This is a genomic window from Microbacterium sp. H6 (assembly GCF_003314775.1).
Taxonomy (GTDB): Bacteria; Actinomycetota; Actinomycetes; order Actinomycetales; family Microbacteriaceae; genus Microbacterium; species Microbacterium oxydans.
The window spans coordinates 8,375-18,788 of record NZ_QOAY01000243.1 but is presented as its reverse complement, the minus strand read 5'-3'; the positions used below and the strand labels follow the sequence as shown (position 1 = coordinate 18,788).

General features: G+C 68.8%; 12 protein-coding genes. 7 read left to right on the top strand and 5 right to left on the bottom strand.

The features are described from left to right. From DSP71_RS15485 to DSP71_RS15470, 4 genes are all read right to left on the bottom strand, one after another. On the bottom strand, positions 1-764 hold a 764-nt coding region (locus DSP71_RS15485; protein ID WP_113681535.1), incomplete at its 3' end, for an SDR family NAD(P)-dependent oxidoreductase. Positions 765-798: 34 nt separating this feature from the next. Continuing rightward, positions 799-1,500 (bottom strand): cation transporter, encoded by a 702-nt coding sequence (locus DSP71_RS15480; protein ID WP_113681534.1) that lies wholly within the window; start codon positions 1,498-1,500, stop codon positions 799-801. Beyond that, positions 1,500-1,835 carry a helix-turn-helix transcriptional regulator gene (locus tag DSP71_RS15475; RefSeq protein ID WP_058630426.1) on the bottom strand — a complete coding sequence of 112 codons (336 nt, stop codon included), beginning with the start codon at positions 1,833-1,835 and terminating at the stop codon, positions 1,500-1,502. The genes DSP71_RS15480 and DSP71_RS15475 overlap by 1 nt, the downstream gene beginning before the upstream one ends. A 61-nt stretch (positions 1,836-1,896) precedes the next feature. Further along, positions 1,897-2,445 (bottom strand): hypothetical protein, encoded by a 549-nt coding sequence (locus tag DSP71_RS15470; protein ID WP_058630427.1) that lies wholly within the window; start codon positions 2,443-2,445, stop codon positions 1,897-1,899. A 156-nt stretch (positions 2,446-2,601) separates the two neighbouring features. Here DSP71_RS15470 and DSP71_RS15465 point away from each other — a divergent pair, with 156 nt between their 5' ends. The 3 genes from DSP71_RS15465 (at position 2,602) to DSP71_RS15455 (ending at position 5,391) form a co-directional block, all read left to right on the top strand. Continuing rightward, positions 2,602-3,801 (top strand): sensor histidine kinase, encoded by a 1,200-nt coding sequence (locus tag DSP71_RS15465; protein WP_258546487.1) that lies wholly within the window; start codon positions 2,602-2,604, stop codon positions 3,799-3,801. Further along, on the top strand, positions 3,798-4,400 hold the full coding sequence (locus tag DSP71_RS15460) for a response regulator transcription factor (RefSeq protein ID WP_046747263.1): 603 nt from the start codon (positions 3,798-3,800) through the stop codon (positions 4,398-4,400). The genes DSP71_RS15465 and DSP71_RS15460 overlap by 4 nt, the downstream gene beginning before the upstream one ends. A 226-nt stretch (positions 4,401-4,626) precedes the next feature. Then, positions 4,627-5,391, top strand: a complete 765-nt coding sequence (locus DSP71_RS15455) for an rRNA adenine dimethyltransferase family protein (RefSeq protein WP_113681532.1) — start codon at positions 4,627-4,629, stop codon at positions 5,389-5,391. Between the two features lie 57 nt (positions 5,392-5,448). Here the strand turns inward: DSP71_RS15455 and DSP71_RS15450 are convergent, their stop codons facing one another. After that, the gene (locus tag DSP71_RS15450; RefSeq protein ID WP_113681531.1) at positions 5,449-6,261 is read right to left on the bottom strand and encodes an alpha/beta fold hydrolase; all 813 of its coding nucleotides are present in this window, start codon (positions 6,259-6,261) and stop codon (positions 5,449-5,451) included. Positions 6,262-6,429: 168 nt separating this feature from the next. Here DSP71_RS15450 and DSP71_RS15445 point away from each other — a divergent pair, with 168 nt between their 5' ends. The 4 genes from DSP71_RS15445 to DSP71_RS24070 form a co-directional block, all read left to right on the top strand. Beyond that, on the top strand, positions 6,430-6,936 hold the full coding sequence (locus tag DSP71_RS15445) for a methylated-DNA--[protein]-cysteine S-methyltransferase (protein WP_113681530.1): 507 nt from the start codon (positions 6,430-6,432) through the stop codon (positions 6,934-6,936). Between the two features lie 88 nt (positions 6,937-7,024). Continuing rightward, the gene (thrC, locus tag DSP71_RS15440) at positions 7,025-8,428 is read left to right on the top strand and encodes a threonine synthase (RefSeq protein ID WP_113681529.1); all 1,404 of its coding nucleotides are present in this window, start codon (positions 7,025-7,027) and stop codon (positions 8,426-8,428) included. A gap of 258 nt (positions 8,429-8,686) precedes the next feature. Beyond that, the gene (locus tag DSP71_RS15435) at positions 8,687-10,027 is read left to right on the top strand and encodes a cytosine permease (RefSeq protein WP_113681528.1); all 1,341 of its coding nucleotides are present in this window, start codon (positions 8,687-8,689) and stop codon (positions 10,025-10,027) included. 42 nt (positions 10,028-10,069) lie between these two features. Next, the coding region (locus tag DSP71_RS24070; protein WP_309472628.1) for a hydantoinase/oxoprolinase N-terminal domain-containing protein at positions 10,070-10,414 on the top strand (345 nt) is incomplete at its 3' end.

The window sequence follows — 10,414 nt, the reverse complement described above, 5'->3', positions numbered from 1 at the left end:
CCGTTGAGGACTTCCGCCGATGTCGCAGCATGGACGATCGGCAGCGCCCCGCCATCCTTGCCCTGCACGAGCATCTTGGTCGGTGCCGCCAGCGCGCGGACGAATCCGGGCACCGCCGCCAGGCCGGGGCGCTGAGGGGTGAGCGGGTCGACCGCATAGCCCGGGTGCGCGCAGACCGCCGAGCGGGATGAGCCGCCCCAGCGCCGTGCCAGCTCGAACGCGAAAGCCATCAGAGACGCCTTCGACCGCCCGTACTGCTGCAGTGAGGAACCGGTCCACGGGTCGTCGAGCGTCGCCGGGTCGAGGCGTGCGAAACGGTGGGCGATCGAGCCGACCGCGACCACACGGGCATCCGGAGCGAGCCCCGCCTCGAGCTGTGCGACCAGGGCGAAGTGACCGAGGAAGTTCGTGCCGACCATGAGGTCGTGGCCGTCGCTCGTGCGCGCCGCCCGATCCGCCGCCTTCACGCCGGCGTTGCAGATGATCGCGTCGAGGCGTTCATCCACTCCGGAGGCTGCGTCTGACACGCTTCCGAGCGAGCCGAGGTCGAGTGCCAGCACGCGCAGGTCGGCGTCCGGCACCCGGCTTCTGATCGAGGAGACCGCCGTGCGCGCGCGTTCGGGGGAGCGACAGCCGAGGACGACGCGTGCGCCACGTGCGGCGAGCTGCTCCGCGCACCAGTAGCCGATGCCCGCGTTCGCGCCCGTGACGAGAACCGTCCGACCTAGCAGATCCCGAGCCGACGTCGGGGGAGCGGTTTCCATCCCCTCAGCCTAGGTGCCGCCCCTGGGGGCGGCTTCAGCGTGCGTCGTCGTTGTCGTTGTCGTGGTCGTGGTTGTGGTTGTGGTCATGGTCGTGGTCGTCGTTCTCGAGCAGCATCCCGACCGACGTCGCGCAGGCGTCGCCCCGCCATGCCTCGAGGCCCTCGCGCACCGCGAAGGCGGCGATGACGAGACCGGCGACCGCATCGGCCCACCACCAGCCGAGCAGCGAGTTCGCGACCAGCCCGACCAGCACCGCGGCGGAGAGGTAGGTGCAGATGAGGGTCTGCTTCGAGTCTGCGACCGCCGTGGCCGAACCCAGTTCTCGCCCCGCGCGGCGTTCGGCGAGGGAGAGGAACGGCATGACCGCGACGCTGATCGCGGTCAGAGCGATGCCGATCGTGCTGTGCTCGGGGCGCTCGGCCGTGACCAGCGCGGTCGCGGACGTCGCCGTCACATAGATCGCCAGTGCGAAGAAGGCGATGGCGATCACGCGCAGAGTCGGCTTCTCCCAGCGTTCCGGATCGCGGCGGGTGAACTGCCAGGCGACCGCGGCCGCGGAGAGCACCTCGATCGTGGAGTCCAGTCCGAAGCCGACGAGCGCGGCTGACGAGGCGACGGATCCGGCGGCGATCGCGATGACCGCCTCGATCAGGTTGTAGCCGATGGTGATTCCGACGATCAGGCGGATGCGGCGGTGGAGGGTCTCGCGGCGCGTCGCGGCTGCCGTGGGGGTCATCAGCAGGTGCAGCCTTCACCCGAGCAGCAGTCCGGCTCGACGATGAGCGTGACCCGCATGAGCATGTCGAGGGCTGGAGCGAGGTGGCGATCCGCGAGTCGGTAGCTGCTTCGGCGTCCGTCCGGAACGCTCTCGACGAGCCCGCATCCGCGGAGGCAGGCGAGGTGGTTCGACATGGCCTGGCGTGAGACGCCGAGCGCATCGGCCAGGTCGGCGGGGTATCGGGGCGCTTCTCGCAGTGCCAGCAGCACACCGGCCCGGGTGGCGTCCGAGAGGGCGTGCCCCAGACGGGCGACTGCTGCCGTGTGGGTGAGGGAGGCGAGAGCGGTGGTCACAGCTCAACTGTACAGAAAAGACTGAATTCAAGATATTCTGAATCCAGTCTCCTCACGAAGATCAGCGGATCGCGTACACCGCGCTTCCGACGATGACGGCGACGACGGTGGTCCAGCCGATGATGGCCAGAGCCTGCCAGAAGAGGATGCGCGCCCTGCCGATGCCGGAAGCCGCAAGCATGGTCGCGGTGAACTGCGTCGGCAGCAGGAGCGGTCCGAGCAGGCTCACCCCGGGAACGCCGTAGCGCTCGAACGCACGTTGGAACTTCTCGCGACGCGCGGTGCCGCGACCAGTGTCGGCCGCATCCGCGGCCGGCTCGTCGATCGTGCCGCCGCCGGCACCGGCGAGCGCCGCGGTCTTGGCTCGCGAACGGTTCACGACGGCCTGTCGGGCTCCGGAGCTGACGATCACTACCACCAGGACGCAGAGGAAGTTGCCCACGATCGCGGCGATCGCGGCTATCACCGGAGAGATGCCGCCGATGATGCCGATGCTCACCGCCCCTTCACCCTCGATGAAGGGGATCGCGCCGGCGAGGGCGACGATGAGCGGCTGCACGAGTTCGGGGACCTGGGCCACCAGGTTCTGGAAGGTCTCGATGAGGTTCATGGGATACTCCCGGTTGTCGGTGCGATCGGAGTCTCCGATGCGATGGCTCCAGTCCAGCCGAATGCTCCCTTCGGCGGCAGTGTCGGCCCGTCATCGCTTCCCGGGCAGATCGCACGACGCGTCCGTGACAACTGTCACGGCCCTATCGTGGGGAGCGTGAGCAGTCGTATCGAGCCCCCTGCCTCCGTCGGGCCGAGTCCGGGAGCGAGGCAGTTGTCGCGGGGTGTGACCGCGACCTGGTGGTACACGGCGTCCGCAGTCATCATGTTCGAACTCGCGCTTGTCGCTGCGTGGACGGTCACCACGCTCGCGGTCGACCTCCGGGGTATCGGCGGTGTGATCGTCGGAGGCGGTGGAATCCTCTGGGTCGCCTCCACAGTCTCGCTGCTCCTCGACTATCGGCATCGTCTGGACGCGGAGCCGGGTGTGCGTTGGATGCGCCTCGGCGCACCGCTCCTCATCGCGGTCGCCTATGGTGCGGCTGCCGGCGGCTTGATCGGGAGCTGGCAGCTCGCCCTCATGCCCATCGTGCAGTCGATCGTGCTGCTGAACTGGCAGCCGGGTGTCCGATACAAGGTCGTCATCGCTGCGACGGTCGTCCTGGCCGCCCTCGCAGTGGTCGACTCGCACCTCGACGTCGCTCCCGAGGTGCCCTTCCTCTTCACCGCCGCCTACACCGTCTTCCTCCCCGTGATGACGGTCACCTCGCTGTGGTGGTGGGATGTCTTGATCACCCTCGATCGCGCCAGGGCCTCCGAGGCTCGGCTCGCCGCCACGCAGGAACGCCTCCGGGTGGCGACCGACGTGCACGACCTGCAGGGGCATCACCTCCAGGTCATCGCGCCGCAGCTGGAGCTCGCCGAGCGTCTGCTGCCGAGTGACGCCGATGCGGGGATGGAGCAACTCCGTGCGGCGCGGATCAGCGTCGACGAGGCGCGACAGGGGACCAGAGACCTCGCGACGCGCTTCCGCTCCGTGCCGCTGGGAGACGAACTCGCCAACGCCCGTGATCTCCTGACGGCGGCCGGCCTCGATGTGGGAGCCACGATCGATGCGGATGCGAACGCCGCACCGGCATCCGCCCTCGGTCCGGTCATCAGGGAGACGACGACGAACGTTCTCCGACACGGCGGCGGACGGTATGCACGCCTCCTGCTGGGTCGCGTCGGCGACGACTGGCGCTATGAGATCGCGAATGATGTCGCGGTCGACGCCGATATCGAGCACGACGGATCGGGCCTCGACGGTGTGCGGCGGCGGATCGAGGAAGCGCGCGGAACTCTCGATGTCCGGCGTGAGGCCACCGAATTCGTCGTCGTCGTCACTGTGCCGATGGGATCGGAGGAGGCTCGATGATCCGGGTGCTGCTCGCCGATGACGAGGCGATGATCCGATCCGCGCTCGCAGCCCTCCTCCGGTTGGAAGACGATATCGAGGTCATCGCCGAGTGCGAGGACGGCGAGCAGGCGGTCGTCGAGGCTCTGCGACTTCAGCCGGATGTGTGTCTGCTGGACCTCGAGATGCCGGGGCTCGACGGCGTGCAGGTGGCCGAGAAGCTGCACAGGGCGATCGCGACGCGGTGCGTGGTCGTCACCCGTCACGCGCGTCCAGGCGTGCTGCGCCGTGCCCTGGCCTCGGGTGTCTCCGGCTTCCTGCCGAAGTCCCGTGGGGCCGACGAGGTCGCCGCTGTCATCCGCCGGGTCGCGGCTGGCGCCCGCTATGTCGATCCGGAGATCGCCGCCGATGCGCTGAGCGACGAGCGCTCACCGCTCACGGACCGCGAGCTCGACGTGCTGCGTGCCGGTCGGCGTGGGGAGACGACCGGCCAGATCGCACGGGCGCTCTCACTCGCCCCGGGGACGGTGCGCAACCATATCTCCGTCATCCTCGGGAAGCTCTCGGTCGGAACCCGTCAGCAGGCCGTGCTGATGGCCGAGGAGCGCGGCTGGATCTGAGGGCGGATATGCTGGGAGACATGGGAACAATATGCGCAGCGCCCGTGATGGGGCGCACTCTCGTGTTCCGCGACCGCCGCGCCTGACGGCGCGCTCGCTCTCCGCACGCATCTGCGCGCCGTCCACCGAGATGTCATCGCACCTCGGGACGGGCAGTCCTCACTGACGCCTCTTCGCGTCGTCTCCCTCCTCCGAGGTGCTCCGATTCTTCTTCTGGAGCGCACTCATGCCTCGTTCAATCCATGGCGGCCGTCACGAACTCGGCCAGAACTTCCTCACCCACCGCCCGACCCTGACCCGCATCGCCGCCCTCGTCGGTCGTACCTCGGGCTCGATCCTCGAACTCGGCTGCGGCGACGGAGCGCTCACTCGCGTGCTCGCGGATCTGGGCAGACCGCTCACCGCGATCGACGTCGACGAGCACCGCGTGCACCGATTGCGCAGGGCATTGCCCGGTGTGCGCATCGAGATCGCCGACGCCACACGGCACCCGCTCGATGCGGACACCGTGGTCGGCAACATCCCCTTCCACGCGACGACGCCCATCCTGCGGCGCCTGCTCTCGGGCGACCGCTGGAACGAGGCGGTGCTGCTCACGCAATGGGAGGTGGCGCGCAAGCGCGCCGGTGTGGGCGGCGCGACCATGATGACGGCGCAGTCCGCGCCGTGGTTCGAGTTCGCCCTGGAAGGGCGCGTCCCCGCGTGGGGTTTCTCACCGCAGCCGAGTGTCGACGGCGGTCTGCTCGCCATCACCCGTCGGGGGTCGCCTCTCGTCGCGGTATCGGATCGGCAGCGGTACGAGGCGTTCGTCCGCGCGATGTTCACGGGCCGAGGGGGGAGCCTCGCCGCGGTCGTGGCCGCCGCCGCACGCATCCCTATGGGCAAGGCCCGGCGGGCAGTGGCGGCAGCCGGGGCGAGGGAGTGTCGCCTTCCCCGTGAGCTGCGCCCGGAGCACTGGGCAGCGCTCTGGCATCAGCTCTGCCGCGGTTGACGTGTCGAGGCCGTCGAGCTGGTCGTGCGCTCGATGGCCTCGATCGGCGGGCGTTCCTCAGCGGTCGAGCACCTCACGAAGACGCGCGGCGAACTCCCCGGGGTGATCGACGAATCCGGTGTGGTCGCCGGGGAACCGGGTCGGCTCGACTCCGAGCCGTTCCCCGAGGGCAGTCGTCGTGCGTTCGCACAGCTGGCCGACCGACTCCCGGCCGATTCCGAGCACGAGGTCGGCCGTGCGCGCTCGCAGTGCCTCCAGGTCGGGCTCCCAGCGCACGCTGGCCGGAAGCTCGTGACGGAACCAGAACTGTTCGTCGGCGTGATGCTGCGGATCGACCTCGCCGCCGAACCACTGGACGAGCGCCTCCTCGGGCATCGGGATGTTCGCCTGCGCGAAGAAGAGCCTCCAGGCGCCGACGCGGTCGCCGGAGAGCGCCGCCGACCGGAGTTCGTCGGTGAGGCGGCGCTGTTCGACGCGGTCGGGCAGCAGTTCCAGGAGTGGGGGTTCGTGGGCGATGACGACGGATACGAGGTCGCCGTGCGCCTGCAGGACCGCCAGGCTGGTCACGGCGCCGCCGCTGGAGCCGAAGACGCTCGCGGGTCCGCGATCGACGTGCTCGATGAGCGCCGCGAGATCATCGGCGCGCTGCTCGGGACTGGAGCCCTGCGAGCGGTCGTGCAGGATGCTCCGTTTGACCCCGCGCGGGTCGGTGGTGAGGACGGTGTGATCGGTGGCGAGCTCGTCGGCGAAGGGAGCGAAGGCGTCGGCATCCATCGGCGCGCCGATCAGGACGAGCAGCGGTCCCTCGCCGCGGAGCTCGTAGTGCAGACGGACATCGGCGAGGTCGAGCGCGGCCGTGGTGGTGTTCATAGGGTGCTCCTTGTCAGCGAGATGGTGATCGTGCACGGTAAGGGATGCCACCATCCAGGGTCGCGCCGGAAGCGGCGGGGCGCCATACCCTCTCCCCGCGAGATCGCTCCTCCGCGCCGTGATCGTTCGGCCGGTCTGCGTGTCCGGAACGGGCGGTACTCTCGACGCATGTCGGCTTTCGGAACGCTCGCGACTCCGGTCGGCGTCGTCGGAGTCGTCAGCGACGGTGGGGCGATCACCCGCGTCACGTGGCGGTCGACTCCGCCCGACGGGAGTGTGGTGGTGTCCGAGCCGGGCGCCGATCCGCTGCTCACGGAAGCTCTCGCGCAACTCCGAGCCTATTTCGACGGCAGGCTGCGGTGCTTCGACGTGCCGGTCGACCTCGGCGTGCAGACCGCGGCGACCAAAGCTGTGCTCCTTGCCCTGCACGAGACCGTCGCGCAGGGTGAGACGATCACGTACGGCGGCTTGGCTGCACGCAGCGGAACCGCGGTGCCCGCCAGGGGGATCGGCTCGATCATGGGAGCCAACCCCGTGCCCTTGATCGTCCCCTGCCACCGGGTCGTCGCCGGCGACGGACTCGGCGGCTATTCGGGCGGCGACGTCGGTCGCGGGCTCGAGACCAAGCGTTGGCTGCTGGAGCACGAAGGGGCACTGCCCACCTCGCTGTTCTGAGTGCAGCGCCCGCCTCCGTCATCGCGTCAACTCGACGGGGAACACCCTGCGAGAATGGACGGGCCGAGTCCCGAGCCGAGGAGCCAACGTGCAGTTCATCTCCACCCGCGGCGGCATGCAGCCGCAGTCGTTCAGCGAGACGCTTCTGGAGGGCCTCGCGCCCGACGGCGGACTGGCGGTGCCCGAGGTCATGCCGACCGTCGACGGCGAGACGCTCGAGCGCTGGCGTGCGCTGACGTATCCGCAACTCGCGACCGAGGTGCTCGGGCTGTTCGCCACCGACATCCCCCGTGCAGACCTGGCCAGGATGACGGATGCCGCGTACGCCGACTTCCCCGACGGTGTGGTGCCGCTGCGCGCGATCGACGACGACCTGACGCTCGTCGGGCTCTCCGAAGGACCGACGCTCGCGTTCAAGGACATGGCCATGCAGTTCCTCGGCCAGGTGCTCGAGTACACGCTGGAGCGCAACGACGCGGTGCTCAACATCCTCGGCGCCACCTCGGGAGACACCGGCTCGGCGGCGGAGCACGCGCTACGCGGCAAGGAGCGCGTCGCCGTGTTCATGCTGTCGCCGCAGGGCCGCATGAGCGCGTTCCAGCGGGCGCAGATGTTCTCGCTCGATGACGCGAATGTGCACAACATCGCGGTCGAAGGCGTCTTCGACGACTGCCAGAACCTGGTGAAGAAGCTCGCCGGTGACCTCGACTTCAAGCGCGCCCAGCACCTCGGCGCGGTGAACTCCATCAACCTGGCACGCATCACGGCGCAGACCGTCTACTACTTCTGGGCCTGGCTGCGGGCGACGGATGCCGGAGGCTGGACAGAGCTGTCGTTCACGGTGCCCTCCGGGAACTTCGGCAACATCCTGTCCGGTTTCTTCGCGAAGCAGATGGGACTCCCGATCCGTCGTCTCGTGCTCGCAGCTAACGAGAACAACGTGCTGGACGAGTTCTTCCGCACGGGCGTCTATCGACCGCGCAGCGCCGCCCAGACCCTCGCCACGTCGAGTCCCTCGATGGACATCTCGAAGGCGTCCAACCTGGAGCGCTTCATCTTCGAGCTCGTCGGCCGCGACCCCGCTCGCGTCGTCGGCGCTTGGGACGATCTGGAGGCGCAGGGCCACTTCGACTTCTCCGCCGACAAGGAGCGCTTCCTCGAAGAGTTCGGCATCGTCAGCGGCACGTCGACGCACGCGGATCGACTGGCGACCATCCGCTCGGTGTACGAGGCGACCGGCGAGGTCATCGACCCGCACACGGCCGACGGTGTCAAGGTCGCCCGCGAGTATGTCGAGCCCGGCGTGCCGATGCTCGTGCTCGAGACCGCGAAGCCCGAGAAGTTCGCAGAGACGCTCCACGAGGCCATCGGTGTCGAGCTCGGCTACGCGCCGGAGCTGCAGGAGATGCTCGATGCGCCTCAGCACGTGACCGAGATGGGCGACGACGAGCAGGCCCTGCGCGCCTTCATCGAGACCAACGCGCTGCACTGACTCCACGCGCCCCAGGCCGTCCTCGAGACCCACGCCTGGCGCCGAGACCCCCTCCTGCCCGCGTCGGCAGGAGGGGGTCTCGGCGTTGAGCGTGGGTCTCGGCGTCGTTCTTGGACAAGAGACAGGCGAGGAAGAGGAACCTTAGGTGTGCGACCTGCACATCCTCGCGTGATTCTCGTGCGATATGCACATGTCGGGGCCGTGGGAAGCGTCGCTACTGTGGCGCACAACCCGTCCTCCTCCTCCCGAAGGATCCTCATGGCACGCACGGCGCACGCAGACGACTTCGCGCTCTCCCGAGTGACTCCCGAGGCCCGCAAACCCTGGTTCGGAATCGCCGTGCAGCGATTCGGACAGGTCTCGGCCCTCTCGCAGTTCCTCCTCGGCGCGACTCTCGGCTACAGCATGACCTTCGGCGAGGCCGTCCTCGCCTTCCTGTTCGGCTCGCTCATCCTCGAGGTGATCATGTGCGTGGTCGGCTTCATCGGCCAGCGCGAAGGCCTGAACACCGCACTCCTCGCCCGCTGGACCGGCTTCGGCGAGATCGGAGCCTCGCTGGTCGGCCTCGCGATCGGCATCAGCCTGATCGGCTGGTTCGGCATCCAGTCGGCCATCTCCGCCCAGTCTCTCGACGCGCTCATGCCCGGTGCCCTGCCGGTGTGGGCCTGGAGCCTCATCTTCGGTCTCGCCGTCACCGCGATCGTGGCCTTCGGGTTCGTGGGGATGCAGTGGCTCGCGAACATCACCGTGCCGCTGTTCCTCATCCTGGTCGGCTGGTCGGTCATCTCCGAGCTCACCCGCCACGACATCGGCGAACTGCTCACCGGTCCTGCCCCAGGCCCGACCATGAGCGTCTGGGCCGGGACCGGCATCGTCGCCGGCGGTCTCATCGTCGGTGCGATCATCACCGGTGACATGACCCGCTTCAACCGCTCCCGCGCCGACGTCGTCAAGCAGACCGTGGTCGGCGTCTCGCTCGGCGAGTTCGTGATCGGGCTCGCCGGCGTGCTGCTCGCCCACGCGGCCGCCAGTGGCGACATCGTCGCGATCGTGACCTCGTCGGTCGGCTTCATCGGTCTGTTCATCGTGCTCACCGGCACCCTGAAGATCAACGACTGGAACCTGTACTCCTCCACGCTGGGACTCGTGAACTTCATCTCGACCGCGTTCGGCAAGAACCTGCACCGCGTCACGACGACCATCGTGCTGGGCATCGTCGGGTCCGTGCTCGCCGCAGTCGGCATCCTCGGCCAGTTCACCGAGTTCCTGATCGTGCTCAGCGTCGCATTCCCGCCGATCGCCGGGATCATGGTCGCCGAGTACTACATCGTGCGTCGCTGGCGCCCCGAGCTCGACGCCACCCGAGAAGCCGGCACATTGCCGGCGACGGCACCGCGCATCGTGCCCGCGACCATCGTCGTCTGGCTCGTCTCGGCACTCGTCGGATACTTCGTCACGTGGGGCATCCCGTCCCTGCTCAGTCTCTTCCTCTCCATGGTGCTGTACATCGTGGCGGGCAAGCTCGGCTGGGTGCGCGGGGTCGGAGTCGCCACGACGCGACAGGCAGCCCCGATCGAAGAAGCGGCAGCAGCGGCCTGACCGGCCCCGAGACAGACATCCCCTCACCGGAAAGCGAGAATCATGCACATCGGCATCGACGTCGGCGGCACCAACACCGATGCCGTCCTCATGGACGGCACCCGCACCCTGGCGGGGGTGAAGCACTCGACCACACCCGATGTGACGAGCGGCATCATCCAGGCGATCGAGGATCTGCGGGTCGGACACGCCTTCGCCGGTGCGGACATCGACGCCGTGATGATCGGCACGACGCACTTCATCAACGCCCTGGTGCAGGCCAGCCGTCTCGCGCCCGTCGCCGCCCTGCGCCTCGGACTGCCGGCGACGCGCGCACTGCCGCCGCTGGTCGACTGGCCGGAGGTGCTGGTCGAGGCGACCCAGGCCCGCAGCTACCTCGCGCACGGT

Coding starts and splice junctions, on each gene's coding strand:
- DSP71_RS15480 (WP_113681534.1), bottom strand. CDS start 1,500: ATGACCCCCACGGCAGCCGCGACGCGCCGCGAGACCCTCCACCGCCGC.
- DSP71_RS15470 (WP_058630427.1), bottom strand. CDS start 2,445: ATGAACCTCATCGAGACCTTCCAGAACCTGGTGGCCCAGGTCCCCGAA.
- DSP71_RS15460 (WP_046747263.1), top strand. CDS start 3,798: ATGATCCGGGTGCTGCTCGCCGATGACGAGGCGATGATCCGATCCGCG.
- DSP71_RS15455 (WP_113681532.1), top strand. CDS start 4,627: ATGCCTCGTTCAATCCATGGCGGCCGTCACGAACTCGGCCAGAACTTC.
- DSP71_RS15450 (WP_113681531.1), bottom strand. CDS start 6,261: ATGAACACCACCACGGCCGCGCTCGACCTCGCCGATGTCCGTCTGCAC.
- DSP71_RS15445 (WP_113681530.1), top strand. CDS start 6,430: ATGTCGGCTTTCGGAACGCTCGCGACTCCGGTCGGCGTCGTCGGAGTC.
- DSP71_RS15435 (WP_113681528.1), top strand. CDS start 8,687: ATGGCACGCACGGCGCACGCAGACGACTTCGCGCTCTCCCGAGTGACT.